General features: G+C 72.3%; 25 protein-coding genes. 13 read left to right on the top strand and 12 right to left on the bottom strand.

Annotation, left to right across the window (positions count from 1 at the left end):
* Window positions 1-178: 178 nt before the first annotated feature.
* On the bottom strand, window positions 179-1,864 hold the full coding sequence (locus tag BZZ08_RS29855; RefSeq protein ID WP_104635325.1) for a DUF3152 domain-containing protein: 1,686 nt from the start codon (window positions 1,862-1,864) through the stop codon (window positions 179-181).
* Window positions 1,865-1,872: 8 nt separating this feature from the next.
* Complete coding sequence (locus BZZ08_RS29850; protein WP_104635324.1) at window positions 1,873-2,913, bottom strand: alpha/beta fold hydrolase; 1,041 nt, start codon at window positions 2,911-2,913, stop codon at window positions 1,873-1,875.
* Window positions 2,914-3,222: 309 nt separating this feature from the next.
* Here BZZ08_RS29850 and BZZ08_RS29845 point away from each other — a divergent pair, with 309 nt between their 5' ends.
* From BZZ08_RS29845 to BZZ08_RS29830, 4 genes are all read left to right on the top strand, one after another.
* A complete protein-coding gene (locus BZZ08_RS29845) occupies window positions 3,223-3,450 on the top strand; it encodes a hypothetical protein (RefSeq protein ID WP_104635323.1) in 228 nt (75 codons plus the stop codon).
* A 225-nt stretch (window positions 3,451-3,675) separates the two neighbouring features.
* Window positions 3,676-4,317, top strand: coding sequence for a TetR/AcrR family transcriptional regulator (locus BZZ08_RS29840; protein ID WP_030400709.1), 642 nt, complete (start codon window positions 3,676-3,678; stop codon window positions 4,315-4,317).
* Between the two features lie 151 nt (window positions 4,318-4,468).
* Window positions 4,469-4,696, top strand: a complete 228-nt coding sequence (locus tag BZZ08_RS29835; protein ID WP_007444428.1) for a DUF3107 domain-containing protein — start codon at window positions 4,469-4,471, stop codon at window positions 4,694-4,696.
* A 188-nt stretch (window positions 4,697-4,884) separates the two neighbouring features.
* Window positions 4,885-5,154: a hypothetical protein gene (locus BZZ08_RS29830; RefSeq protein WP_104635322.1), complete on the top strand. Its 270-nt coding sequence runs from the start codon at window positions 4,885-4,887 to the stop codon at window positions 5,152-5,154.
* Window positions 5,155-5,196: 42 nt separating this feature from the next.
* On the opposite strand, the gene BZZ08_RS29825 is transcribed toward BZZ08_RS29830, so the two are convergent.
* Window positions 5,197-5,970 (bottom strand): ferritin-like domain-containing protein, encoded by a 774-nt coding sequence (locus BZZ08_RS29825; protein ID WP_104635321.1) that lies wholly within the window; start codon window positions 5,968-5,970, stop codon window positions 5,197-5,199.
* 492 nt (window positions 5,971-6,462) lie between these two features.
* Here BZZ08_RS29825 and BZZ08_RS29815 point away from each other — a divergent pair, with 492 nt between their 5' ends.
* Together BZZ08_RS29815 and BZZ08_RS29810 are read left to right on the top strand one after the other, a co-directional pair.
* Complete coding sequence (locus BZZ08_RS29815; protein WP_104635320.1) at window positions 6,463-8,874, top strand: DEAD/DEAH box helicase; 2,412 nt, start codon at window positions 6,463-6,465, stop codon at window positions 8,872-8,874.
* A 116-nt stretch (window positions 8,875-8,990) separates the two neighbouring features.
* Window positions 8,991-9,887, top strand: a complete 897-nt coding sequence (locus BZZ08_RS29810) for an alpha/beta fold hydrolase (RefSeq protein ID WP_104635319.1) — start codon at window positions 8,991-8,993, stop codon at window positions 9,885-9,887.
* Between the two features lie 13 nt (window positions 9,888-9,900).
* On the opposite strand, the gene BZZ08_RS29805 is transcribed toward BZZ08_RS29810, so the two are convergent.
* The gene (locus BZZ08_RS29805; protein WP_198601770.1) at window positions 9,901-10,797 is read right to left on the bottom strand and encodes an NYN domain-containing protein; all 897 of its coding nucleotides are present in this window, start codon (window positions 10,795-10,797) and stop codon (window positions 9,901-9,903) included.
* 307 nt (window positions 10,798-11,104) lie between these two features.
* On the opposite strand from BZZ08_RS29805, the gene BZZ08_RS29800 reads away from it, so the two are divergent.
* Entirely contained in the window at window positions 11,105-11,257 is a 153-nt protein-coding gene (locus tag BZZ08_RS29800) for a hypothetical protein (protein ID WP_007444413.1), read from the top strand.
* Between the two features lie 66 nt (window positions 11,258-11,323).
* Here the strand turns inward: BZZ08_RS29800 and BZZ08_RS29795 are convergent, their stop codons facing one another.
* The 3 genes from BZZ08_RS29795 to BZZ08_RS29785 all read right to left on the bottom strand — a co-directional run bounded on the left by BZZ08_RS29795 (window position 11,324) and on the right by BZZ08_RS29785 (window position 13,669).
* Window positions 11,324-11,929, bottom strand: a complete 606-nt coding sequence (locus tag BZZ08_RS29795) for a MarC family protein (protein WP_003973815.1) — start codon at window positions 11,927-11,929, stop codon at window positions 11,324-11,326.
* 55 nt (window positions 11,930-11,984) lie between these two features.
* Window positions 11,985-12,842 carry a PHP domain-containing protein gene (locus BZZ08_RS29790; RefSeq protein WP_104635317.1) on the bottom strand — a complete coding sequence of 286 codons (858 nt, stop codon included), beginning with the start codon at window positions 12,840-12,842 and terminating at the stop codon, window positions 11,985-11,987.
* A gap of 173 nt (window positions 12,843-13,015) precedes the next feature.
* Window positions 13,016-13,669 carry a DUF6758 family protein gene (locus tag BZZ08_RS29785; RefSeq protein ID WP_104635316.1) on the bottom strand — a complete coding sequence of 218 codons (654 nt, stop codon included), beginning with the start codon at window positions 13,667-13,669 and terminating at the stop codon, window positions 13,016-13,018.
* A 182-nt stretch (window positions 13,670-13,851) separates the two neighbouring features.
* On the opposite strand from BZZ08_RS29785, the gene BZZ08_RS29780 reads away from it, so the two are divergent.
* Entirely contained in the window at window positions 13,852-15,075 is a 1,224-nt protein-coding gene (locus BZZ08_RS29780) for an MFS transporter (protein ID WP_104635315.1), read from the top strand.
* Window positions 15,076-15,110: 35 nt separating this feature from the next.
* On the opposite strand, the gene BZZ08_RS29775 is transcribed toward BZZ08_RS29780, so the two are convergent.
* Window positions 15,111-15,707: a suppressor of fused domain protein gene (locus tag BZZ08_RS29775; RefSeq protein ID WP_104635314.1), complete on the bottom strand. Its 597-nt coding sequence runs from the start codon at window positions 15,705-15,707 to the stop codon at window positions 15,111-15,113.
* Window positions 15,708-16,228: 521 nt separating this feature from the next.
* Here BZZ08_RS29775 and BZZ08_RS29770 point away from each other — a divergent pair.
* Both BZZ08_RS29770 and BZZ08_RS29765 read left to right on the top strand, forming a co-directional pair.
* Window positions 16,229-17,344 (top strand): magnesium and cobalt transport protein CorA, encoded by a 1,116-nt coding sequence (locus BZZ08_RS29770; protein WP_104635313.1) that lies wholly within the window; start codon window positions 16,229-16,231, stop codon window positions 17,342-17,344.
* Window positions 17,345-17,377: 33 nt separating this feature from the next.
* Window positions 17,378-17,890, top strand: coding sequence for a hypothetical protein (locus tag BZZ08_RS29765; protein WP_104635312.1), 513 nt, complete (start codon window positions 17,378-17,380; stop codon window positions 17,888-17,890).
* Window positions 17,891-17,905: 15 nt separating this feature from the next.
* Here the strand turns inward: BZZ08_RS29765 and BZZ08_RS29760 are convergent, their stop codons facing one another.
* Window positions 17,906-18,643 (bottom strand): hypothetical protein, encoded by a 738-nt coding sequence (locus BZZ08_RS29760; protein ID WP_198601769.1) that lies wholly within the window; start codon window positions 18,641-18,643, stop codon window positions 17,906-17,908.
* 283 nt (window positions 18,644-18,926) lie between these two features.
* On the opposite strand from BZZ08_RS29760, the gene BZZ08_RS29755 reads away from it, so the two are divergent.
* From BZZ08_RS29755 to BZZ08_RS29745, 3 genes are read left to right on the top strand one after another with little or no spacing between them, the layout of a single operon-like run.
* Window positions 18,927-20,219, top strand: a complete 1,293-nt coding sequence (locus BZZ08_RS29755; RefSeq protein WP_104635310.1) for a magnesium transporter MgtE N-terminal domain-containing protein — start codon at window positions 18,927-18,929, stop codon at window positions 20,217-20,219.
* Window positions 20,209-20,808 (top strand): DUF1003 domain-containing protein, encoded by a 600-nt coding sequence (locus BZZ08_RS29750; RefSeq protein WP_198601768.1) that lies wholly within the window; start codon window positions 20,209-20,211, stop codon window positions 20,806-20,808. The genes BZZ08_RS29755 and BZZ08_RS29750 overlap by 11 nt, the downstream gene beginning before the upstream one ends.
* Before the next feature lie 44 nt (window positions 20,809-20,852).
* Window positions 20,853-21,986, top strand: coding sequence for an Mrp/NBP35 family ATP-binding protein (locus BZZ08_RS29745; RefSeq protein WP_104635309.1), 1,134 nt, complete (start codon window positions 20,853-20,855; stop codon window positions 21,984-21,986).
* A gap of 79 nt (window positions 21,987-22,065) precedes the next feature.
* Here BZZ08_RS29745 and BZZ08_RS29740 read toward each other — a convergent pair whose 3' ends face one another.
* The 3 genes from BZZ08_RS29740 to BZZ08_RS29730 all read right to left on the bottom strand — a co-directional run.
* Complete coding sequence (locus BZZ08_RS29740) at window positions 22,066-22,737, bottom strand: hypothetical protein (RefSeq protein ID WP_198601767.1); 672 nt, start codon at window positions 22,735-22,737, stop codon at window positions 22,066-22,068.
* Between the two features lie 227 nt (window positions 22,738-22,964).
* Window positions 22,965-23,426, bottom strand: coding sequence for a sec-independent translocase (locus BZZ08_RS29735; RefSeq protein WP_104635307.1), 462 nt, complete (start codon window positions 23,424-23,426; stop codon window positions 22,965-22,967).
* A 147-nt stretch (window positions 23,427-23,573) separates the two neighbouring features.
* The coding region (locus BZZ08_RS29730; protein ID WP_241965600.1) for a S1C family serine protease at window positions 23,574-24,841 on the bottom strand (1,268 nt) is incomplete at its 5' end.

The following is a 24,841-nucleotide window of genomic DNA, read 5'->3' as shown; positions in this document are numbered from 1 at the left end:
GAGCCGCCGTTGGCCCGGCGGCTCGCAGCGGGACGAACGTATGCGGACAAGGAGGTGGCGCGATGGACGGTTGTCCATCGCGCCACCAAAAGGGGTGAACGGTCGTAACTTTCCCGTGCGAGGCGCGTTCGGTCGCGCTAGGAGATCAAGCGGTCACGACACGTGATGCCGCGCCCGGTCAGCTGTTCGGGTACGCCCAGGCGTTGGGACGGCAGTCGATTCCGTCGTGGTCGATGAACTTCGTCTGCTGCTGCATGACCGGGGCGAGTTCGCCGTCCTTGTCGCAGGTGACGTGGTTGTAGCCGATGCGGTGACCGACTTCGTGGTTGATCAGCATCTGCCGGTAGGGGTAGATCGCGTCACCGTACGGCGCGGCGCCCTGGGCCCAGCGGTAGGCGTTGATCATCACCCGCTGGGTGGCGGCCGAGTCGCAGGACACGTTGTCCTCGGTGGTGTCCAGGCCGGACTTGGCACACCACTCGGCGGTGGTGCCGGGGCTGGCCAGGGTGATGACGAAGTCGGGCTGGCCCGATTCGACGCGCTCGAAGCTGCGGGCGCCGTTGTGGGCCCAGCTCCGGTCGTCGTTGAGCGTCTTCTGCACGGCGTCGGCGAAGAGCGCGCCGTCGAGACCGAGCCCCTGCTCGATGTCCACGCGGTAGGTGTACTTCTCCCCCCGCCCGGGCCCCTTGGCGATGCCCGGGACCGCGTCGAACTTCCCCGATGCCTTGAGGGTGGCGCTGAGCGGGTAGGTCTTGCCCATCTTCTGCTCGTACGTCAGCGGCTTCGCGGCCTCGGGCGCGGAGGGCGTCGGGCGCTGGTCGTCCCGTGACGCCGGGTCGTGGGCGCCCCGGGCCTGGTCGGTGGCCGACTGGCCACGCATGTCGCCCCCGTCCGCCCCGTCGGCGACCTGACCGGCCACGACGACGGCCAGCACGGTGGTGACGGCGGCCGCCGCGATACCGGTGAAGGTCCGGCCCTTGGCACCCTTGACCGGTGCGGGTTCACCCGTGGGCGGTTGGTCGTCGGCGTCCGCACCCGCGTCGGCGGAAGCGCCGCCACTCCCGGCACCACCCCCGGCGTCACCTGCGTCGACGGCGCTCCAGTCGGTGACGGAGGCGTACGGGTCGGCGGGCCGCGACGCACCGGGAGCACGCCGCCGGGGGCGGCCCGAGAAGACGTCGTCGTCCGCCCCGAAGGCGTCCAGGTAGTCCTGCCGGGGGCCCTCCCCGGGCGCCTGCCGCTGCCTCGGGAAGGGCGGGCGCGACGGCCCGGACGGCGACGGCGGCCCGGACGGCGACGGCGGCCCGGACGGCGACGGCGCGAAGGCCCCGGGAGCCCCGGGGCCTTCGGCGCTCGGTCCCGCCGCCGATCCGTACCCGGTACCGGTCCGTCCGCCCAACTCGCCCCAGCCGCCGCCGGACTCCCGCTGCTCGGGGTGGCCGCCCCGGACCCGCGGCAGACCGTGCGCCGGGGTGCCGTCGGGATACCTGGGCACACCGTGCGCCGGCGTGCCGTCGGGGAGCCTCGGGACGCCCCGCGCGGGCGTCCCGTCCGTCATCCGGGGGAAGCCGTGGGCCGGTGTTCCGTCCGGGAAACGAGCGCCTGGGCCTCGCCCCGGGCCGGGGCCGGGGCCCGCGTACCCCTGGCGGGCGCCCGGGGCGTCGCCCGGCGCCGGCGCCGGGCGGGGTGCCGGCTCGGCCCGCTGCGGTCGGTACGGCGCCTGTGGCGCCTGTGGTCCTCGCGGCTCCTGCGACGGTCCGTCCGCCGGGCGCGGCTCGGGCCGCCCCGACGGGTTCTTGCGTGTTGCGGCGGCGTCCGCGGCGTCTGCCCTGGGGGCGGGCCCGCGGCGGCTGTGGCGTCCCACGTCGCGCCTCAGCCTCCTGTGGTCTGGTTGGCGGGCTCGCTGTCCGCGGCCCCGTCGGTCCTCTCGCCACCCGCCGGCTTCCCGGTGTCCACCGCGTCCGCGGTGTTCGCGAGGAGTTCGCGGAACGCCGTGGCCACGGTCTCCGGATACTCCATCATCGCCACGTGTCCCGCGTCCGGCAGGGTCAGCAGCCGGGAGTCACGGAAGGCGCGGGCAGCCCGCTGGGCCATGCGGTAACCGACGAGTTGGTCCCGTCCACCGTAGACCAGGAGCGTGGGTGCGAGAACCCGCTCGGCCTGTCGCCACAGCGCGTGCTGGCCGCCGAGCGTGTACGCGTTGACGATTCCCCGCGCGGAACGCGCCATCGCGTCCCAGAAGTAAGGCAGTTGCAGCCGCCGCTCCATCTCCTCCACGGCGTTGCGGAAGCCCTCCTCGCTCACTTTCCCGGGGTCGCCGTAGCAGAGCGCCATCACGCCACGGACCCGCTGCTCCGCCGTCCACTCCCGGGTGAGCCGGTTGAACAGCCGCACCACTCCCGGCAGCGCCAGCAGTCCCGTCGGTACGGCGGTGCGCTGCACGCGGATCTCCGGCAGCGCGGGCGAGACGAGGGTCAGCGTCCGCACCAGGTCGGGCCGCGCCGCGGCGACACGGGTGACGACGGCTCCGCCGAGCGAGTTCCCGAACAGGTGCACCGGACCGCGCCCGGACGCGTCGAGGTAACGGATGACCGCGCGCGCGTTGCCGGTGATCGAGTAGTCGCCGTCGTCCGGCGGCGGGGAATCGCCGAAGCCGGGCAGGTCGACGGCTTCGCTGTGGACGACGCCGTCCAGCAGCGGCATGAGCGCCGACCAGTTCTGCGAGGAGCCGCCGAGGCCGTGGACGTAGAGGGCGGGCGGCAGTCCCTCGCGGGCGGGGCGTCTCGACCGCACCGTCAGGGTGATGCCGGGCAGGTGGACCGCCCTGAGCCGCTCCCCGTCCGCGGCCTTGACGGCCGCGACCTTCGGCAGCACGTTGGCGGGCGGCACGGACGGCGGCTCGGTCGAAGGCATGCGGCAATATTACGAGATGATCACACAATGGTTCGTGTGTTCGCCGTCACAAGCGGCGCTGCGGCGGCGCGTCGGCGGGGTACGGATGCCGTCGGCGCCTGCCGTCGGCGCCAGGACCGGACAGGCACAACCGCACACGCACGACCAAGCACGCACGACCAAGCACGCAGGACCGGACACGCAGGACCGAGCGCCCAAGACCGGCCCGGCGATGCATGGCGTCCGGATCGGGTGTCTCCTAGGCTCGTGAAGTGGGCACCCGCGTGTGACCCCTGCACCCGGGGGCCGTCCGTAGGAAGGGAGCCCAGCATGACCGTCGACCCGACCGACCCCGAGACCTTCGACGACGAGGTCCAGGCACCGGATCCGGAGGACCGCGACGTGGAAGCGCCCGACGCCGACGCCGCCGAGCAGCGGGCGGACCTCGCACAGGAGCGCGACGAGCCGCTGACCGGCGTCGAGCCGGACCGCGCCAACGAGGCCGACCTGGCCGAGCAGGCCCGGGTCGTCTCGCACGACGAGGACGACTACCGCTGAACGGTGGGGACGCGACGCGCCACGCGCCACGCGGCCGCGGAGCGGCTCCACCGCCCGGATGGGAGGCCGATCTTTGCCCGCTCTGGACACTTTTGAAACCTGTTGTGCGGCTATCGCCACCGTCCGGTCCGTGAAATTCTGCGCTCGCAGCACACACACCACGGTTACCGAAAAGTACGATGTCGAGGCGGCGCACACCGCACGAGGACGACTATGGGAGGCGGCGTGACAGCCATCGAGCAGACAGAGGCGGTACGCCCGCGGGGCACACGCCTTCCCCGCCGAGCCCGACGCAACCAGCTGCTGGGCGCCGCACAGGAAGTGTTCGTGGCCCAGGGCTACCACGCGGCCGCGATGGACGACATCGCCGAGCGCGCCGGCGTCAGCAAGCCGGTGCTCTACCAGCACTTCCCCGGCAAGCTCGACCTCTACCTCGCCCTGCTGGACCAGCACTGCGAGGCGCTGATCCAGTCCGTGCGCAGCGCCCTCGCGTCGACCTCCGACAACAAGCAGCGCGTCCGGGCGACGATGGACGCCTACTTCGCCTACGTCGAGGACGACGGCGGTGCCTTCCGCCTGGTCTTCGAGTCGGACCTGACCAACGAGCCCGCCGTGCGCGAGCGCGTGGACAAGGTGACGAACGAGTGCGCCGAGGCGATCTGCGACGTGATCGCCGAGGACACCGGCCTCTCGCGCGCGGAGTCGATGCTGCTCGCCTCCGGCCTGGGCGGTCTCGCGCAGGTGGTGGCGCGCTCCTGGCTGCACAGCGACCGCAGCGTGCCCCGCGACCAGGCGGTCCAGCTGCTGACCTCGCTGGCCTGGCGGGGCATCGCGGGCTTCCCGCTGCACGGCACCGAGCAGCACTAGCAGCACTGACCACCGCGGCGGGGGCTCTGTTCCCGTCGGCTGTTCGCTCCTGGCGTTCTCCGACGCAGCGTGTACGTCCCCTCACCGGGCTAATGTGTGCTGGTACGGCGCGGAAGATCGCGCACTTACTGACCGTCGGAGGGACATAGCCGTGGAGGTCAAGATCGGCGTGCAGCACGCGCCTCGCGAGATCGTTCTGGAGAGCGGTCAGAGCGCCGAGGAGGTCGAGCGCGTGGTGGGCGAGGCACTGGCCGGCAAGTCGCAGCTGCTGAGCCTCGTGGACGAACACGGCCGCAAGGTCCTGGTGCCGGCCGACCGGCTCGCCTACGTCGAGATCGGTGAGCCGGCCCCGCGCAAGGTGGGCTTCGGCGCGCTGTAGCCGCCGGACGCGGGACGACGAACGAAGACGGGTGGGGCCCGGCGGTGACACACCGCCGGGCCCCACCCGTCTTCCCGTTCACGGGCGGAGCACGGTTCACCCACAGGGGGAGGATTGCATTCCGCAGGTCAGGGGTAAGTCGGCTGTGACCGTTTGGGGCAGGTCGGCCACGTGGGAGGGACCCAGACATGATCTTGGAAGCGCTCGGCGCCGCACTCCTCGGCCTCGCCCTGGCATGGGCCGCCGCACACCGTCTGCCCCACCGCCTGCCCGCCCCGCTCCTGGTCCTGCCGACCGGCGTCGCCGGAGCCCTCTTCGGGGCGTTCGTCACGCACACGGCGCTGGGCGCCGGGGGGTTCGTGCTGGTGCTGCTCGGCTCGGCGACGCTCTCCGCGGCCTCGCTGTCGCTGCTGCTGCGCCCCGCGGGACGGCTCCGTCGCAGCTCGTCGGCCGCCTGAGCGGCAGCCGCCGTACCGCGCCGGGGCCCGCTCCGGCGCAGGTCAGGCGGCCAGCCCCAGCGCGGCCATCCGCTTGGTGTGCGCCTCGGTGATCCGGGAGAACATCTTGCCGACCTCGGCCAGGTCGAAGCCGTCCGCGACGCCGCCCACGAGCATCGTCGACAGCGCGTCCCGGTCGGCCACCACCCGCTGGGACTGCGAGAGCGCCTCCCCCATCAGCCGCCGGGCCCACAGCGCGAGCCGCCCGCCCACGCGCGGGTCGGCGTCGATCGCCGCGCGCACCTTCTCCACGGCGAAGCCCGCGTGCCCGGTGTCGTCGAGCACGGCGAGGACCAGCTCGCGGGTGTCGGTGTCCAGGCGGGCGGCGACCTCGCGGTAGAAGTCGCTGGCGATGGAGTCGCCGACGTAGGCCTTGACGAGACCCTCCAGCCAGTCCGAGGGGTCCGTCTGCTTGTGGAAGCCGTCGTAGGCGGCCACGAACGGCTCCATGGCGCCCGTGGGCTCCTCGCCGATCTCGGCCAGCCGGTCGCGCAGCCGCTCGAAGTGGTGGAACTCCGCCGACGCCATCTTCGCCAGCTCCGCCTTGTCCGCCAGCGTGGGCGCCAGCTTGGCGTCCTCGGCGAGCCGCTCGAACGCCGCCAGTTCGCCGTACGCGAGCGCGCCGAGCAGGTCCACGACCGCGGCGCGGTACTGCGGGTCGGCCGCGGCCGACGCCCAGTCGCGGGCGGCGACCGGCGTGGCTCCGGCGGTACCCGGGGTCCCGGTGGTCTCGGCGGGGGCGTCTGCGGCGGTGCCAGGCTTGTCAGAGCTCGTCATGCAGCGCACAATAGCCCGCTCTTCGGCGGTGGTAAGTCCCTGGTCAGTCAGTGTGACGACGACTACGTGAGCAAATCGGCCATCGCATGTGCGCGAATCCGGGGTATGGTGGTAATGCGCCTGCCGAGTATGTGACGTACGGGTACGTGACATCGTCGTCGGGCCGCACGCATGAGGATGCCCGGTCGGTGGCCCGATCGGCTCCGACCCGACAGCCCTCCCGCCGTACGCCACACTGCGTACGGAACCCGGAGGGGGACCCTCAGTGGTACGAGCGCTGGAGCGTCGACAGAGGTCCCGTGTCCTATGGCTCACCCGTAAGGGCGGCCGACGTCCCCGACACGGTCCGGCACGACCCGCGCGCTCGCCTCGCACCACGCACACAGAAGAGGCAGCACCCTGACTACGACGTTCCGATCCCTCGGGATCCTCCCCGAGACCGCCGAAGCCCTCGAAGCCGTCGGCATCCTCACTCCCTTCCCCATCCAGGAGATGACGCTCCCCGTAGCCCTGTCGGGCAAGGACGTCATCGGCCAGGCCAAGACCGGCACCGGCAAGACGCTGGGCTTCGGCCTCCCCCTCCTCGAGCGCGTCACCGTCCCCGCCGACGTCGAGGCGGGCCGCGCCGCCCCCGAGGCCCTGACCGACGCCCCGCAGGCCCTCGTCGTCGTCCCGACGCGCGAGCTGTGCCAGCAGGTCACCAACGACCTGCTCACCGCCGGCAAGGTCCGCAACGTGCGAGTCCTCGCGATCTACGGCGGCCGTGCCTACGAGCCGCAGGTGGAGGCCCTGAAGAAGGGCGTCGACGTGGTCGTCGGCACCCCGGGCCGTCTGCTGGACCTCGCGGGCCAGAAGAAGCTGAGCCTGAAGCACATCAAGAGCCTGGTCCTCGACGAGGCCGACGAGATGCTCGACCTGGGCTTCCTGCCCGACGTCGAGAAGATCATCAACATGCTGCCGGCCAGGCGCCAGACCATGCTGTTCTCGGCGACGATGCCGGGCGCGGTCATCGGACTGGCCCGCCGTTACATGTCGCAGCCCACGCACATCTCCGCCACCTCGCCGGACGACGCGGGCGCGACGGTCGCGAACACCAAGCAGTTCGTCTACCGCGCGCACAACATGGACAAGCCCGAGATGGTGGCCCGCATACTGCAGGCCGACGGCCGCGGTCTTGCCATGGTCTTCTGCCGCACCAAGCGCACCGCGGCCGACCTGGCCGACCAGCTCAAGCAGCGCGGCTTCGCCTCCGGCGCGGTCCACGGCGACCTCGGCCAGGGCGCCCGCGAGCAGGCCCTTCGCGCCTTCCGCAACGGCAAGGTGGACGTCCTCGTCTGCACCGACGTCGCCGCCCGCGGCATCGACGTCGAGGGCGTGACGCACGTCATCAACTACCAGTCGCCGGAAGAGGAGAAGACCTACCTGCACCGCATCGGCCGCACCGGCCGCGCGGGCGCGAAGGGTACGGCGATCACGCTGGTCGACTGGGACGACATCCCGCGTTGGCAGCTGATCAACAAGGCGCTGGACCTGGGCTTCAGCGACCCGGCGGAGACCTACTCCACCTCCCCGCACTTCTACACCGACCTCGGTATCCCCGAGGGCACCAAGGGCGTCCTGCCGCGCTCGGAGCGCACCCGCGCCGGGCTCGACGCGGAGGAACTCGAGGACCTGGGCGAGCCGGGCGGCCGCGGTGGCCGCGGACGCGGCGACCGGGGCGGCCGTGGCGGCCGCGACGACGCGCGTTCCAATGACCGTGACCGCGACCGCGACGGTTCGTCCCGTACGACGCCGCGCCGCCGCCGTCGGATGCGCGGCGGTGCGCCAGTGGACGCGGAGAACACCGCCACCACCGCGTCGACCGCCGCCGAGGCCGTGACCGACGGTGCCGACGGCGCCACCGACGCGGGCACCGACGCCGCGCAGGGTCCCCGCACGCTGCGCCGTCGCCGCCGTACGCGCAATGGTGAGCCGTCGCGCCGCCCGGAGACCGCCACGACGGTCGACTCCCCGGTGGCGCAGGCCGTCGAGGAGACCGCGCTCGCGCCTTCGGAGGCCACCGTCGTCGAAACGGCGGAGGCCACGGAGGTCGTGGAGACCCCGGCCAAGTCGCGCCGCCGCCGCACCCGCAAGTCCGCCGAGGCCCCGGCCGCCCCGCTGGAGACCGCTGCGACGGTCACCGAGGCGACGGTCGTGGAGACCCCGACGGCCGTCGAGGCCCCCGCCGCCGAGGCGCCCGCCGAGAAGCCGCGCCGCCGCACCCGCAAGGCCACGGCCGCCGAGGCCGCGCTCGACACGGCCGAGGCAGTGGCCGAGCCCGCGTCCGCACCGGCCGAGACCAAGCCGCACCGCCGTACGCGCAAGGCGGCCGTCGCCGACACCGAGGCCGCGCAGGCTCCGGAAGCGGCCGAGGCCAAGCCGCGCCGCACCCGGAAGACGGCCGCCGCCAAGGCGGAAGCCGCCGCCGACACGGTCGAGGCCACGGAGGCGAAGCCCAAGGCCCGCCGCACCCGCAAGGCCGCCGAACCGGCGGAGGGCGCCGAGACCACGGCCGACATCCCGGCGCAGCCGGAGGAGGCTGCGGCCGAGGCCAAGCCGCGCCGCACCCGGAAGACGGCCGCCGCCAAGGCAGAGGCCGCCGCCGACACGGTCGAGGCCACGGAGGCGAAGCCCAAGGCCCGCCGCACCCGCAAGACGGCCGCGGCCCCCGAGGCCGCCGCCGAGATCCCGGCCCAGGCCTCGCAGGAGCCGGAGGCCACGCCGCGGCGCCGGACCCGTAAGGCCGCGGCCGCCGTCGAGGGGCCCGCTGTGACCGCCGACACGGCGGAGGCGAAGCCCAAGACCCGCCGCACCCGCAAGACGGCCGCGGCCACCGCGCAGCCCGCGGAGGCCGGCGAGAGCTGATCCGCGGCGCTCGTCCCAGACCGTCGGCCCGGTCCCGCGATCCACGCGGGGCCGGGCCGACGGCGTTGGCACGCCCGTGTCCGCGCCCGGCGGTCCCCGCCCGATAACCTCTGCCCGTGAGCAGGAACGCCGCCTTCAGCCCGCCCCCGGACGCCCGCGCGTACCGGCTGGGTACCGCCCGCGGTGAGTTCGCCGTCGTCGACTCGCCCGTGGCCGACGGGGTCGCGCCGAGGGGCGTGGTGATGATGCTGCCCGGGTTCACGGGGAGCAAGGAGGACTTCACGCTGCTGCACCGGCCGCTCGGAGCGCGCGGCTACCGCACGGTCGCCGTGGACGGGCGCGGGCAGTACGAGTCGGACGGGCCCGAGCACGACGAGGCCGCCTACGCGCGGTCCGAGCTGGCCCGGGACGCTCTCGCGCAGGCCGCCGCCCTCGGGACCCGCGTACATCTGGTCGGGCACTCCCTGGGCGGCCAGATCGCTCGGGCCGCCGTCCTGCTCGACGCCGCCCCGTTCCTGTCCCTCACGCTGATCTCCTCGGGCCCGGCGCGGATCTCCGAGTCGCAGCGGCAGCGGGTGAAGCTGCTGCGGGACGCGCTGGACACGATGACGATGGCGGAGGTCTGGAAGGTGATGCAGGCCATGGGACCGCCGGAGGAGGCCGGCGCCCCGGCCCCCGCCCACGGCCCGGAGGACCCGGAACGGCTGCGCGACCGCTGGCTGGGCACCAGGCCGGCGCAACTGCTCGCCACGGGACGCCAGTTGTGCACCGAACCGGACCGGGTCGCCGAGCTGGCCGCCGTGCCGCTGCCCTTCCACGTGCTGTCGGGCGCCTACGACGACACCTGGCCGGTCCCCCTCCTGGACGAGATGGCCCTACGGCTGAACGCGCGCCGTACGGTCGTCGCGGGCGCCGAGCACTCCCCCAACACCGACCAGCCCCTGCCGACGGCCCGCGCCCTCGCCGACTTCTGGGACGACCACCCCGTACCGCCCCGACCGTACGTGCGCTGAGGCCGGCCGGGCCCTAGTACTGCGCCCGCAGGTGCTCCCAGAAGCCGTCCCGCAGCGCGCGTCGCAGGTCGGGCTGGCCGCGCAGCGAGTACTGGAGCAGCCCCTCGGCCTCCACCAGCAGGTCCTGGTCCACGGAGCCGGGGAGGTAGGGGTGGCCCGGGAGCAGCTCCACCAGTGACTCGCGCCCCCGGGACGCCAGCCACTTCGCCGCGATCTGCGCGCCCACGAAGCGGACGTCCTCGCGGCCGGGGCGCAGGGCGCCCGGGACCTCGCCGGAGTGGGTCGCGCGCCGGGAGACGTACGGCTTGAAGAAGTCGAGGTCGAGGGTGCGCTGGCTGTCGACCTCCCAGAGCAGCGGCTCGGCCTGGTTGCGGCCGTCGGGGGCCTCGATGCCCCACAGGTGGACGCGGGCGCCGTACCCCTGGGCGGCCTCGACCGCGGACACGAGGTCCTCGTCGCCGCCGAGCAGGGCCGCGTCGCTGATGGCGCGGTGCCGGGCGAGGGACTCCAGGTCGGAGCGGATGAGGGAGTCCACGCCCTTCTGTTGGTTGTTGGCGTTGAGGTTGCCCAGGCGGACCTTGACGTCCGGGAGTTCGGCGATGGACTGCTGCTCGGCGGTATGGATGCGGCGGCGGGCGCCGTCGTACCAGTAGACGCGCAGCAGGCGGCTGTCGGCGAAGACGGTGCGGGCCTTGTCGATGAGCGCCTCGATGAGCCCCTCGGCGTCCAGGTCGAAGGCCCGGCGGTCCTCGGTCCCGGCCACCAGCCGCCCCGCCGCCGCGTACAGATAACCGGCGTCGACGAAGATCGCGTGGGTCGAGGGGGTCTTCGCCACCTCGGCGAGCATGCGCTGGAGCAGCTCGTTCGTGCGATCGATACGAGCGTTCAGGGGCGCGAGGTCGTCGTTCATCGCGTCCATTGTCCCGGCGGTCACGCTACGAACACAACCGGTCCCGGTCAGTCTTGTACCGGACACCTGTCCCTCACGCACCGAACCGCGCCGCGAACCGCGCCGCGAACCGCGCGACGCTCGCCGTCCCCGCCACCCCGTAACAAACGACTTACTTGTCAGTAATTAGTCGTGCGAAAAATTTCCTTAGCGTAGGGAATGTTTGCAGAGGGCATCCCGTTGACCACTACGGAAGCCCGGGCACCGACGACCCAGGAGCCACACCAGTAGTTCTCCGCTGGAGGATGACCAGATCAAGGGAGAGGCCATGCGCTTTGAAGTCATGCGACTCGACGACGTCGACGGGACCCCCGTGGACACGACTGTCGTGGACGCAGCCTCCGTGAACCGCATCGTTCAGCAGGCCGCCGCCATCGGGCAGCGCCTGTGGATCCGCCCAGCCGACACCTCGGCCTTGTAGCGCGGACCCTTCACACACGAGAACAGGGCCCCGCACGGAACTCCGTGCGGGGCCCTGTTCTCGTGCTCACGCGCCCTGGATCACCTGGGTGACCCCGTTGATGATCTGCTGCACGGCGATCGCGGAGAGCATCATGCCGGCGAGGCGGGTCACCAGGACCACACCGCCGTCCTTGATCACCCGGATGATCAGCAGCGAGTACCGCATCACCAGCCACAGCACCACGTGGATGGCGAGGATCGCCGCCCACACCGAGACCTGCGTGGTCACGCTGTCCGCCTTCTGCACGGCCAGGATGACCGACACGATCGCCCCGGGCCCGGCGAGCAGCGGCATGCCCAGCGGTACGAGGGCGACGTTGACGTCCTTGGTCTGCTTCGGCTCGTCCGTCTTGCCGGTGAGCAGGTCGAGGGCGATCAGCAGGAGCAGCAGTCCGCCCGCGATCATCAGGGCGGGCACCGACACGTGCAGGTAGTCGAGGATCTGGTGCCCGAGCAGACCGAACACCGTGATCACGCCACCGGCGACGCAGACGGCCTGGAGGGCCATGCGCTTCTGCACCTTGCCGGGGCGGCCGGAGGTCAGTGCGAGGAAGATCGGGGTGATCCCGGGGGGATCCATGATGACAAAAAGGGTCAGGAAGAGGGAGCCGAAGACGGCGACGTCGAACATGGGTGAGCTACTGGCCTTGCGGAGGAGCGGAAAGGTGGACGCGCGGGGGTGAGGCTCAGGCCCCGCCGGCCCCGGGCACGGGGAACGCCCCGAACGCCCGTCGCGTGATCTCCCCGTACACCTCGGGGTCGGTCGTGTACTCGCCGAGCACACAGGTCTTCCGGCTGCCGTGGTAGTCGCTCGAGCCGGTCACCAGGAGCCCCAGCTCCTTCGCGGTCCCGCGCAGCCGGGCCCGGGTGTCCGCGTCGTGGTCCATGTGGTCGACCTCGATGCCGTCGAGCCCGGCGGCCGCCAGGTCGGCGATCGCGGCCTCGGACACCGTGCGGCCCCGCTTGGCGGCGGCCGGGTGCGCGAAGACGGCGACCCCGCCCGCGCCCTTGATCAGCCGGAGCGCCTCGAAGGGGTCGGTCTCGTGCTTCCCCACGTGGGCCCGGCCGCCGTCGGCCAGCCAGTCCTGGGTGAAGGCGTCGTTCACGGTCGGGACGACGCCCAGTTCCACGAGGGCGGAGGCCACGTGCGGGCGGCCGACCGAGCCGTCCCCGGCGATCCCGGCGACCTGCTCCCAGGTGACGGGCACACCCAGTTCGTTGAGCTTGGCGATCATGCCCCGGGCCCGCGGCACCCGGTCGTCCCGTACCAGCTCGCGCTCGGCGAGCAGGGCGGGCTCCTCGGGGTCGAAGAGGTAGGCCAGCAAGTGCATGCTGACACCGTCGAGGCGGCAGGACAGCTCGGCGCCGGTGACGAGGGTGAGCCCCTCGGGCAGCGCGGCGACGGCCTCGGCATGGCCGCGGGTGGTGTCGTGGTCGGTCAGCGCGACGACGTCGAGACCGGCCGCCGCGGCCTTGCGCACCAGCTGGGCCGGGGTGTCCGTGCCGTCGGACGCGGTGGAGTGGGTGTGCAGATCGATGCGCACGACGCAGACTCCAAGCGATGACGGGACGGAGGGGGACGCTCAAGGATAACCGGAACTCGACCTCCCGCCGTCACACCCGCAGCCCGCCTGCGCCCCCTACTCGCCCCGCGTCCGCCGAGCCCGTCCGCCCACACGGTGCGGCGCGGTACGGCGCGGTACGGCGCGGTACGGCGCTACGGCACCGTCGGCGGCTCGATCAGCCGCGGCGACAGCGCCCCGCACGGCACCAGGTCCACCTCGGCGCCCGCGTCCCGCAGGTCGGTCAGGACCAGCTCCTCGTACATCAGCAGCCCCGACCGCTCGGGCCACACGACGGCCCACAGCCACATGCCGAGGGCCTCCCCGGCGAAGACGGCACGGTCGACCGGGCCGCCGGAGACGTGCCAGAGGGGGGTGGGGCGGCCGGCGGCCAGGACCTTGGCCTGGGGCGGCTTCTCGACGTCCAGGTACGGCCCGGGGTCGGGGGCGTCGAGCCCCGCGTACCGCGCGCCGAGGCCGACGCCGAGTTCCTCGGCGACCAGGATCAGCTCACCGATGCCCCCGAGCGGACCGGGGCCGGAACAGGCGACGGCGGTCGCCCTGCCCCCGCTGCGGTCGTCGCCCGCACAGGCGACGCCGGTGAACAGCCAGCCGACCGGCAACGGCCAGGGCATCCACACCGGCACCTGCGTGCGGTGCACCACGACGCCGAGCGCCTCGACGCTGGGCGGGAGTACGGGCTGGACCGGGTGCACGGTGCCGTGCAGGTCGCACTGCCAGGAATCGGCGAAGAGGCCGGGAGCCCTGACCCGGCCACCACACTTCGGGCAACTGGGTTCGCCCCTCATAGAGCCCCACGGTCCTACCCCCGCTCCCCCACGTCAAGGACGATCACCCATCCGGACGGAAGGGCGCCTACCGAACCGACTCCGGACCGACCTCCAGACGACTAGATGTATGTTGCATTAATTAGCAGATCTAACTTACTATGTGTATACACCAACCAATTCCTCGGCATGGGAGAGCAAGCATGGACACCTTCGACGCGGGTGCGGGCGGCATCCTGCGGCAGCCCAAGGCCGTGTGGGCGACCGCGGGCGCGTCCGTGGTGGCCTTCATGGGCATCGGGCTCGTCGACCCGATCCTCCCGTCCATCGCCAAGGGCCTGGACGCGAGCGCCGGTCAGGTCTCCCTCCTGTTCACCTCGTACTTCCTCATCACCGCCCTGGCGATGCTGGTCACCGGCTTCGTCTCCAGCCGCATCGGCGGCCGCAAGACCCTGCTGCTCGGCCTGGCCTTCGTCGTGGTCTTCGCGGGCCTCGCCGGCACCTCCGACACCGTCGGCCAGCTCGTCGGCTACCGGGCGGGCTGGGGCCTGGGCAACGCGCTCTTCGTCTCGACGGCCCTCGCCGTGATCGTCGGCGCGGCGGCCGGCGGGAGCGCCGCCGCGATCCTGCTCTACGAGTCCGCCCTCGGCCTCGGCATGGCCTGCGGCCCGCTGCTGGGCGCGCTGCTCGGCGACGCCAGCTGGCGCTACCCGTTCTTCGGCACGGCCTTCCTGATGGCGATCGGCTTCCTGTGCATCACGGTGTTCCTGAAGGAGCAGCCGAAGCCGGCCCGCAAGACCTCGCTGCTCGACCCGATCAAGGCGCTGGGCCACGGCGGCCTCGCCTCCGCCGCGGTCTCGGCGTTCTTCTACAACTACACGTTCTTCACCGTGCTGGCCTTCACCCCGTTCGTGCTGAACATGACGCCGTACAAGTCGGGTGCCGTGTTCTTCGCGTGGGGCGTGCTGCTCGCCGTCTTCTCGGTGCTGGTGGCGCCGCGCATGCAGCGGCGCTTCGGCTCGCTCAAGGTGCTCGGCGGCTCGCTGGTGCTGCTCGCGGCCGACGTCCTGGTCCTCGGCTACGGCAACCACACCGCGGCGATCGCCTGCACGATCCTGTCCGGCGCGTTCATCGGCGTGAACAACACGGTCTACACCGAGCTGGCGCTCGGGGTCTCGGACGCGCCACGTCCGGTGGCCAGCGCGGGCTACAACTTCGTGCGCTGGTTCGCCGCGGCGGCCGCCCCCTACTTCGCGCCGAAGATCGAGGAGTGGACCGACGTCCACATCCCGTTCGTGGTGGCCGCGGTGACCGCCCTGCTCGGCGCGGTCGTGGTCGTCGTACGCCGCCGCGCGCTCACCCACGAGGCGGAGGAGCTGGAACCGCGGCACGCCAGTGAGGACTCGGTCACCGTCTTCGCCAACTGACGGGGGAATCCGGTGACTTGTGTCACCCCACCACGTCAGTCCAGCGGTACGGACCTGCGCGACGGATCGCGCAGGTCCGTTCCGTGGTTCAGCCAGCGCTCCTGGAGCGCGGGCGCGCCGTGCACGCGCTTCCAGGCGGCCTCGTTCGGCGTCATCGGCAGCAGCGGCAGGAACCGCACGGGGTCCAGCGGGGCGTCCAGCTCCAGGTCCTCGACCAGACCGCCCGGCTCGGCGACCAGTACCGAGGTGAAAGGGGCCCCGGGCCACAGCGGCTCGCCGACGTCGAGTGACGCGCCGGGCGCCACGATCACGCCCTCGACCTGTGGGGACGCGGCCAGCACGGCGAGCGGGCGGAGCACCTTGTCGGTGTCGGCCGCCCCGGTCCGCACGGAGAGCACCAGCTCGGCGCGGGGACCCTTGACCGGGTCGGCGAGCGCGGCCGTGGGGTCCGCCATGGGCTGGGCCGACATGCCGAGGGTGGCGTAGCGGACGACGTCGCCCTCCTGGCCGGAGGCGGGGAAACGCAGCACCTCGATGCGGTCGGTGCCGAGGAAGGTGACCGCCGCGCGCGCGTCCGGCTCGCCCAGCGCGCTGTGCAACCGGGCCTCGACCAGAGGAAGAACATCAGCCATGCGGCGAGCATAGAACTCGTCGTGAAGAGGCAAAGCGGCGCCTTGACACGTCGCGCGGCTGGTACTGTGGGCCAGCGGTTCGGGGCAGCACGCAGCGCGTCGCGATCAAGCCCCCGACGCTGTGAACTCTCCCCTACGGGGAACCCCTCCAAACAAGGGGAATGGATCGTCCCTCACGAGGGACCGGCCGGAGGAGGTGGGCGGCATGGACCGAAGTCGACCGTGCAGTACCACCCGCTCTTCCAGCCGCTGACGCAGCTGCTTCGGCCTTCCTGCCGCGGCTTCCTGTGCGCGCCTTCTCACGGAAGAGCACTTCGTCTCGTTTTGCCTGATCCGGTCCGTCGACGCGATGTCCGTCGATCCGTATCAGCAGCTGAATCAGCAGCGAAGCCGGCCACCGCGACGGTGCGGTGCCCCCCGCTTTGTGGACGCGCCGAACACGCGTAGTCAGGACGTCCTCATTCCGGGCGGTTCCACCCGTCACCGGCCTCGTTCGCTGCCCCGCCGCGAAGGAGCCTGCCATGTCGATGATCCGTGACCTGCGCGCCGCCGTCCGCCCGTCCCGCGTCTCCCTGTGCAAGGACAGCGGTCCCTACGACACCACCCGCGACCCGGCGACCGCCTCCGCCGTCGTCGACTGCGCCGTCTACCGCGACGGCACCCGCGTCGAGACCGACGTGCCGCTGACCCCGCACACGGCGATGCGCCAGGTGCGCCGCGACGGCGGGTTCGTGTGGATCGGCCTGCACGAGCCCACCGAGGACGAGTTCGCCGGTATCGCCCGGGAGTTCGGGCTGCACCCGCTGGCCGTGGAGGACGCGGTCCAGGCCCACCAGCGGCCCAAGCTGGAGCGCTACGACGACTCCCTGTTCACGGTCTTCAAGACCGTCCACTACGTCGACCACGACCAGCTCACCGCCAACAGCGAGGTCGTCGAGACCGGCGAGGTGATGTGCTTCACCGGGCGGGACTTCTTCATCACCGTCCGGCACGGCGGGAAGGGCTCGCTGCGCGCGCTGCGCCGCCGCCTCCAGGAGGACCCCGAGCTGCTGATCAAGGGCCCCTCCGCGGTGCTGCACACCATCGCCGACCACGTCGTCGACGGCTACATCGCGGTCGCCGACGCCGTGCAGGACGACATCGACGAGGTCGAGACGGAGGTGTTCTCGCCGGGCCGCAAGGGCACCCCGCGCGGCACCGACGCCGGACGGATCTACCAACTCAAGCGCGAGGTGCTGGAGTTCAAGCGGGCGGTGGCGCCGCTGCTGCGGCCCATGCAGCTGCTCAGCGAGCGGCCGATGCGGCTGATCGATCCGGAGATCCAGAAGTACTTCCGGGACGTCGCCGACCACGTGGCGCGGGTGCAGGAGCAGGTCATCGGCTTCGACGAACTGCTGAACTCCATCCTCCAGGCCAACCTGGCCCAGGCGTCCGTCGCGCAGAACGAGGACATGCGCAAGATCACCTCGTGGGCCGCGATCATCGCCGTGCCGACGATGGTGTGCGGGGTGTACGGCATGAACTTCGACTACATGCCGGAGACCCACTGGAAGTTCGGCTACCCGCTGGTCCTGTCCGTCACGGTCGCGCTCTGTCTGGGCATCCACCGCACGCTCAAGCGCAACGGCTGGCTCTGAACCCGCCCCCGGGCCCCTGGATAGGCTGACCGCATGACACGCGAGCTGCTCGACCAGGCCCTCGTCGAGGAGGCCACCAAGAAGTCCGGCCTCATCTGGGTCAAGGGCCCCGGGGTGCCCGCCCGGGCGCTGTGGCACGTCTGGCACGAGGGCGCGGCCTGCGTCGTCGGCGACGGGCCGGGCGAGCAACCGCTGCCGGGGCTGGCCGACGGGGTCGCGGCCGAGGTGACGGTGCGCAGCAAGGACAAGGGCGGCCGGCTGGTCTCCTGGGCCGCGCGGGTCGTGGAGCTGCCGTCCGGTTCCGAGGCGTGGCAGGCGGCGGTCGGCGACCTCAAGGGCAAGCGGCTGAACGCCCCGGACGGCGAGGCCATGACCGGCCGCTGGGCCCGTGAGTGCCGGGTGCTGCGCCTGGAGCCGACGGGGAGCACGGCGCCGCTGCCCGACGCCTCGCTGGCCGAGGCACCGCTGCCGAGCCCGGCGACGACCCGGCAGCCGGTGCCGGCCGGGCTGCCGCGCCTGCTGCTGAAGCGCCGCAAACGGCGCTGACGCCCCAGGGACGCCTCAGGACGTCGGCAGCTGCTTGCCGTAGTCCAGGGTGTCGTCCTTCGCCGGCTGCTCCAGCGCGAAGTCCTTGTTCCAGTCCGAGAAGCCGATCGTGCCCGCGCTGCCCGCCCGCACCAGCCGCAGCGGGTACGGCGTGCCCTCCAGGGAGACGTCCAGCGCGCCGCCGGCACCGTCGTCGCCGGTGATCCGGATGGTGCGCACGCCCGCCTGCTCGTGGCGGCCGTCCGTCTTCACCGTGCCGTGCAGGGTCAGCAGACCGCCGAGGAGGACGTCCTTGTCCGTGAAGCCGCTGAACTTCTTGTACACGGGGTCGCTCTGCGGCACCTTCACGTACTTGCCGGCGAGCTTGTCGGCCGCCTTGGCGTCGCCGTCGTCGTGGCTCCAGAACCCGGCGTCGGCCTTGAGGAAGAGCTGCTCGCCGACGCGCAGCAGTCCGAACGTCGTCCCCTCGGCGGCGACCGACCCGGTCCCTCCGTCGGCCTTCAGCCGCATGTCGAGCGTGTACCTGTTGCCGCCGGCGTCCACCGTGCCGTGCAGGCGGACCGTGTCGGCGGTCTGCGCGGCCGTACTCGCCTTCGCCTGGATCTTGTCCGCCGGGAGCTTGCCGAGGCCGTTGGTGCCCGCGTCGGGGTCCTCGCCGCTGCATCCCGTCAGCCCGGCTCCCGTCACGGCCAGGGCGCACACCGCGCCCAGCCAGGCGGCCCTGCGGATTCGGCGCCGGGGAGTCACAGACACGGGGAAAACTGCCTTTCTGACAGGGCGGACACGAGGCCGACGGACGTCGGCGGCGAACCGACCGGGCCAGGGCGCAGCGTACCGGGGCCGTGCGGGGCGATCGGAGCCGGTCCGTCCGGACCGGCCACCAGGGCGAGGCCGATGGGGACGGGCTAGCCTGAAGCGCGTCCGAGCGGGCAATTCGGAAAAGAGACACCGTACGAATCAGCCTTCACGCACTCCCATTCGACGTTCACGCACTCTCACTCGACTCCGCGCAGCGTGAGGAAAGGAGGCCGCGGCCATGGCAGCGGGCGCCCCCCGGATCTTCGTCTCCCACCTCTCCGGCATCGCCGTCTTCGACCCGGCCGGCGACCAGGTGGGACGCGTGCGCGATCTGGTCGTCATGCTCCGCGTGGCCCGCAAACCCCCGCGGGTGCTCGGCCTGGTCGTCGAACTCACCACCCGCCGCCGGATCTTCCTGCCCATGACCCGGGTCACCGGCATCGAGTCCGGCCAGGTCATCACCACCGGCGTGGTCAACGTCCGGCGTTTCGAGCAGCGGCCCACCGAGCGCCTCGTCTTCGGCGAGCTGCTCGACCGGCGGGTCACGCTCGCCGAGACGGGCGAGGAGGTCACGGTGCTCGACCTGTCGGTGCAGCAGCTGCCCGCCCGCCGGGACTGGGAGATCGACAAGGTCTTCGTCCGCAAGGGCCGCAAGGGCGGCGCCTTCCGCCGCAACAAGGGCGAGACGCTGACCGTGGAGTGGTCCGGCGTCACCGGCTTCTCCGTCGAGGAGCAGGGACAGGGCGCCGAGAACCTGCTGGCCACCTTCGAGCAGCTGCGCCCCGCCGACCTCGCCAACGTCCTGCACCACCTGTCCGCCAAGCGCCGTGCCGAGGTCGCCGCCGCACTCGACGACGACCGCCTGGCCGACGTGCTGGAGGAGCTGCCCGAGGACGACCAGATCGAGATCCTCGGCAAGCTGAAGGAGGAGCGCGCCGCGGACGTCCTGGAGGCGATGGACCCCGACGACGCGGCCGACCTGCTCGGCGAGCTGCCCGAGGCGGACAAGGAACGGCTGCTCAGCCTGATGCAGCCCGACGACGCGGCCGACATGCGGCGCCTGATGGCGTACGAGGAGCACACGGCCGGCGGTCTGATGACGACCGAGCCGATCGTGCTGCGGCCCGACGCGACCGTCGCCGACGCCCTGGCCCGCATCCGCAACCCCGACCTGTCGCCGGCGCACGCCGCGCAGATCTACGTCTGCCGGCCGCCCGAGGAGACGCCGACCGGCAAGTACCTGGGCACGGTCCACTTCCAGCGCCTGCTGCGCGACCCCCCGTACACGCTGGTCGGCTCGATCCTCGACGACGACCTGCAGCCCCTGGAGCCGGACGCCGCGCTGCCCGTGGTCGCCGGGTTCTTCGCCGCCTACGACATGGTCGCGGCACCCGTCGTCGACGACTCGGGGGCGCTGCTCGGCGCGGTCACCGTGGACGACGTACTGGACCACATGCTGCCCGACGACTGGCGGGAGACCGAGTACCACCTGGACGAGACGACGGGGGAGGTGGCCGCCGATGGTGCCTGAGCGCGAGACGACGACCCGGGAGCGCGCCACGTCGGGGGCCACCGCGTCCTCCCGCACCCGGACCCGCCTCGACCAGCCCCGACCGCCGCGCCGCAGGCTGCTGCCCGAGTGGGACCCGGAGTCCTTCGGCCGGCTGTCGGAGCGCGTCGCGCGCTTCCTGGGCACCGGGCGGTTCATCGTCTGGATGACGGTCGTCATCATCCTCTGGGTGGTGTGGAACGTGTCGGCGCCGAGCGGGCTGCGCTTCGACGAGTACCCGTTCATCTTCCTGACGCTGATGCTGTCGCTCCAGGCCTCCTACGCCGCGCCGCTGATCCTGCTCGCGCAGAACCGGCAGGACGACCGGGACCGGGTCAACCTGGAGCAGGACCGCAAGCAGAACGAGCGGTCGATCGCGGACACCGAGTACCTGACCCGGGAGATCGCCGCCCTGCGTATCGGGCTCGGCGAGGTCGCGACGCGGGACTGGATCCGCTCCGAGCTGCAGGACCTCGTCAAGGACCTGGAGGAGCGGCAGAACGGCCACCACCCCGACCGCGGGGTATTCCCGGCGGACCGGTCCGCGGGGCGTGACGTACACGACCGCTGACGGGGCTTTCCGCGCCCGGTGGGCGGCGCCGTACCATCGACCCTATGGCTACGGAAGACGCGGTGCGCGAAGCACTGGCGACGGTGAACGACCCCGAGATCAACCGGCCCATCACCGAGCTGGGAATGGTCAAGTCGGTGGAGATCGGCGCGGACGGAGCGGTCGCGGTCGCCGTGTACCTGACGGTCTCCGGCTGCCCCATGCGGGACACCATCACGCAGCGCGTGACGGACGCGGTCTCGCGGATCGAGGGCGTCACGCGCGTCGACGTCGAGCTGGACGTGATGAGCGACGAGCAGCGCAAGGAGCTGGCCACCGCCCTGCGCGGCGGCCAGACCGAGCGCGAGGTGCCCTTCGCCAAGCCGGGCAGCCTGACCCGGGTGTACGCGGTGGCGTCCGGCAAGGGCGGCGTCGGCAAGTCCTCGGTGACGGTGAACCTGGCGGCCTCGATGGCGGCCGACGGCCTGAAGGTCGGTGTCGTCGACGCCGACATCTACGGCCACTCCGTGCCGCGCATGCTGGGCGCCGACGGGCGTCCCACCCAGGTCGAGAACATGATCATGCCGCCTTCGGCCCACGGGGTGAAGGTCATCTCGATCGGCATGTTCACCCCGGGCAACGCGCCGGTGGTCTGGCGCGGCCCGATGCTGCACCGCGCGCTCCAGCAGTTCCTGGCGGACGTGTACTGGGGTGACCTGGACGTCCTGCTGCTCGACCTGCCGCCCGGCACCGGCGACATCGCGATCTCGGTGGCGCAGCTGGTGCCGAACGCGGAGATCCTGGTCGTGACGACCCCTCAGCAGGCCGCCGCCGAGGTGGCGGAGCGGGCCGGCGCCATCGCCGTGCAGACCCACCAGAAGATCGTCGGCGTGGTCGAGAACATGTCCGGGCTGCCCTGCCCGCACTGCGGCGAGATGGTCGACGTCTTCGGCACCGGCGGCGGTCAGACGGTCGCCGACGGCCTGACCCGCACGACCGGTGCGTCGGTGCCGGTCCTCGGCGCCATCCCGATCGACGTCCGGCTGCGCGAGGGCGGCGACGAGGGCAAGCCCGTCGTCCTGTCCGACCCGGACTCCCCGGCGGGCGCGGCCCTGCGCTCGATCGCGGGCAAGCTCGGCGGCCGGCAGCGTGGCCTCTCGGGGCTGTCGCTGGGGATCACGCCGAGGAACAAGTTCTGACGTCCCGTACGGGACAGGGGTACGGCAAGCAGGGGCGCTGTCCGCCGGGACGGCGCCCCTGCGTCGTACGCGCGGCCGGCTAGGCGTACGCGGCGATGTCCTTGACGACGGCGAACGCCAGCCCGTACGCGCTCATGCCCCGCCCGTACGCGCCGAGGTGCACGCCCTGCTCGGTCGAGCCGGCCAGCACCCAGCCGAACTCGGACTCCCGGTAGTGGAAGGGCGTCGGCACGCCGTCCACCGGCAGGGACAGCGTCGTCCAGTCCTCGCCGTCGAGGTCGTCCGCGAGGACCCAGGCGGTCTCCGTCTGCTGCTCCAGCCAGTCGTCGCGCAGCGAGTGGTCCATCTGGCCCGGCCAGGTGAAGGACAGCAGCCCCACTCCGGCGAGCCAGGCCGCCGAGGACACCGAGGTGGCCTCCAGCAGGCCGGTGCCGTCGGCGCTGCGCCGGTCGGGGTTGGCCGCGACGGTCACGACGACCGCGAACTTCTCCTTGGCGTCCTGCTCGTCGCCCGCCACGTGCTCGTTGCGCACCGACGGTTCGTCGCCGTGCCCGATCGAGCCGTGCTCCACGGCCCCGTCGGCCGCCGTACCGACCTGCATCAGCCAGCGCCGTCCCGTGAAGGCCTCGTCGAGGCCGTACCACGGGAAGGGCGCACGCAGGTAGCCGTCGACCGTGCTCCGGCCGGAGGGGGACTGTGGTCCGCCCTCCGCGGCCGGCGCCTGCGCGACTGCCCGACTCGTCGTCTCCATGTGCCCGGACGCCTCCTCGCTCTCGTCGGACCGGAACGGCCCGCCCCCCTTCGGGCGCACTCGTCCGGTCCGCACAACAACTCGGGCAGCATAGCCATCCCACTGGCGGCAGCCGGGAAATCGCCCGGCGCGTGGGCCGCCCGGGCGTCGCCTTCAGGGCCTGTGCGCCCCGTCCGGAGTATGAGACACGTCACGTTCGCGGTCCGCGGGCCGGGCGCGGGGTGGGGTCAGGTGGCGTCCATGTCGAAGGGCGGACGGTCGTCGGCGGGCTTGTCGGTCTTGCCGGGCGTCTCGGGCTTCTTCGACATGTCGACACGACCGCTGCCCGAGCCGGAGGACGACGACCCGGAGGACGAGGGCTCCGTGTCACGGCCGTGGACCGCGTCGGTGACCTCGGCCATCTCCTTCTTCAGGTCGAAGCCGTTGCGGATCTCCTTGAGCCCCAGCTCGTCGTTGTCCAGCTGCTTGCGCAGGAACGTCTTGGGGTTGAGGTCCTCGAACTCGAAGTCCTTGAACTCGGGGCCCAGCTCCTGGCGGATGTCCTGCTTGGCGCTGTCCGAGAACTCCCGGATCTTCCGGATGGTGCGCGTCACGTCCTGGATGACCTTGGGGAGCTTGTCCGGCCCGAAGACGAGCACGGCAAGGACGACGAGCGTCACCAGCTCTAGTGCGCCTATGTCATTGAACACCTGAAGCTCCTTGGGATGTCCGGGCCGCCACCACGGTACCCGTCGATCCCGTCCGACCGGTACCGTCCCGTGAGCCCCGAGTGGGTGTACGTGAGCGCTTTCCGAATTGTTTGCCTTCCTGGCGCCTTGTCGGGACCTTCGCCGGGGTCAGTCGCCGCCGGAGGAGCCGAGCACCAGTGAGACCTCGGTCTCCTTGCCGTCGCGTTCCAGGGTCAGCTCCAGGCGGTCGCCGGGGCGGTGGGCGCGGGTCTTGACGATGAGTTCCTCGCCGGAGTGCACACGCTGTCCGTCGACCGCGGTGATCACGTCCCCCGGCTTGATGCCGGCCTTGGCGCCGGGGCCGCCGGTGGTGACCGCGGGTCCGCCGTCGCCGTCCTTGGCGCTCACCCGGGCACCGTCGCCCGTGTAGTTCATGTCGAGGGTGATGCCGATGACGGGGTGGGCGGCCTTGCCGGTGTTGATCAGTTCCTCGGCGACGCGCTTGCCCTGGTTGATGGGGATGGCGAAGCCGAGCCCTATGGAACCGGCCTGACCGCCGTCCGACTCGGCGCTGCCGCTGTCGGCGGAGCGGATGGCGGAGTTGATGCCGATGGCCCGGCCCCGCGCGTCCAGGAGGGGGCCGCCGGAGTTGCCGGGGTTGATGGGCGCGTCGGTCTGCAGGGCGTCGACGTACGAGACGTCGCTGCCGTCGCCCTCCTCGCCGCCCGCGGTGATGGGCCGTTCCTTGGCGCTGATGATGCCGGAGGTGACCGTGCCGGCCAGGTCGAAGGGGGCGCCGATGGCGACGACGGGGTCGCCGACGCGCACCCCGTCGGAGTTGCCCAGGGGCATCGGGGTGAGGCCGCTGACGCCCTTGACCTTCACCACGGCGAGGTCGTACCCGCTGTCCCGGCCGACGACGGTGGCCTCGGCGGTGTCGCCGCTGTTGAAGGTCACGGTGATCTCGCCGCCGGAGCCCGCGGGCTCCACGACGTGGTTGTTGGTCAGGATGTGGCCGCGGTCGTCGAGTACGAACCCGGTGCCGGTGCCGGCCGCCTCGCTGCCGCTCACGTGCAGGGTCACCACGCTGGGCAGGGCGCGCGCGGCGATGCCGGCGACGCTGTCCGGGTCCCGCTCGGCCGCCTCGGGTCCGGCCTGGGGCAGCTCCACGGTGCCCACGCCGCCGTTCCGTTCCAGGTGGGCGCCGACGGCGCCGCCGATGCCGCCGGAGACCAGGGCGATGAGCAGCGCCCCGCCGACGAGCACCTTCACGGCCGGCCGACGTCGCCGCTCCGGCGCGCGCTCGGCCGCGTCGTGGAGCCGGGCGGAGGCGGCCCAGGGGTCGTAACGCCCCCACGGATCGGCGGCGGGTTCGGCACCGGCCACCGGGACGGCCGGCCCCGCCCACGGGTCGGGCGCCGTGTCGTACGCCGAGG

This window comes from Streptomyces sp. MH60 (assembly GCF_002939385.1).
GTDB lineage: Bacteria > Actinomycetota > Actinomycetes > Streptomycetales > Streptomycetaceae > Streptomyces.
The sequence above is the reverse complement of the archived record's forward strand: the minus strand, read 5'-3'. Positions and strand labels throughout refer to the sequence as shown.

Coding starts and splice junctions, on each gene's coding strand:
- BZZ08_RS29850 (WP_104635324.1), bottom strand. CDS start 2,913: ATGCCTTCGACCGAGCCGCCGTCCGTGCCGCCCGCCAACGTGCTGCCG.
- BZZ08_RS29845 (WP_104635323.1), top strand. CDS start 3,223: ATGACCGTCGACCCGACCGACCCCGAGACCTTCGACGACGAGGTCCAG.
- BZZ08_RS29830 (WP_104635322.1), top strand. CDS start 4,885: ATGATCTTGGAAGCGCTCGGCGCCGCACTCCTCGGCCTCGCCCTGGCA.
- BZZ08_RS29825 (WP_104635321.1), bottom strand. CDS start 5,970: ATGACGAGCTCTGACAAGCCTGGCACCGCCGCAGACGCCCCCGCCGAG.
- BZZ08_RS29815 (WP_104635320.1), top strand. CDS start 6,463: ATGACGCTCCCCGTAGCCCTGTCGGGCAAGGACGTCATCGGCCAGGCC.
- BZZ08_RS29805 (WP_198601770.1), bottom strand. CDS start 10,797: ATGAACGACGACCTCGCGCCCCTGAACGCTCGTATCGATCGCACGAAC.
- BZZ08_RS29800 (WP_007444413.1), top strand. CDS start 11,105: ATGCGCTTTGAAGTCATGCGACTCGACGACGTCGACGGGACCCCCGTG.
- BZZ08_RS29795 (WP_003973815.1), bottom strand. CDS start 11,929: ATGTTCGACGTCGCCGTCTTCGGCTCCCTCTTCCTGACCCTTTTTGTC.
- BZZ08_RS29785 (WP_104635316.1), bottom strand. CDS start 13,669: ATGAGGGGCGAACCCAGTTGCCCGAAGTGTGGTGGCCGGGTCAGGGCT.
- BZZ08_RS29780 (WP_104635315.1), top strand. CDS start 13,852: ATGGACACCTTCGACGCGGGTGCGGGCGGCATCCTGCGGCAGCCCAAG.
- BZZ08_RS29775 (WP_104635314.1), bottom strand. CDS start 15,707: ATGGCTGATGTTCTTCCTCTGGTCGAGGCCCGGTTGCACAGCGCGCTG.
- BZZ08_RS29770 (WP_104635313.1), top strand. CDS start 16,229: ATGTCGATGATCCGTGACCTGCGCGCCGCCGTCCGCCCGTCCCGCGTC.
- BZZ08_RS29765 (WP_104635312.1), top strand. CDS start 17,378: ATGACACGCGAGCTGCTCGACCAGGCCCTCGTCGAGGAGGCCACCAAG.
- BZZ08_RS29755 (WP_104635310.1), top strand. CDS start 18,927: ATGGCAGCGGGCGCCCCCCGGATCTTCGTCTCCCACCTCTCCGGCATC.
- BZZ08_RS29750 (WP_198601768.1), top strand. CDS start 20,209: ATGGTGCCTGAGCGCGAGACGACGACCCGGGAGCGCGCCACGTCGGGG.
- BZZ08_RS29745 (WP_104635309.1), top strand. CDS start 20,853: ATGGCTACGGAAGACGCGGTGCGCGAAGCACTGGCGACGGTGAACGAC.
- BZZ08_RS29740 (WP_198601767.1), bottom strand. CDS start 22,737: ATGGAGACGACGAGTCGGGCAGTCGCGCAGGCGCCGGCCGCGGAGGGC.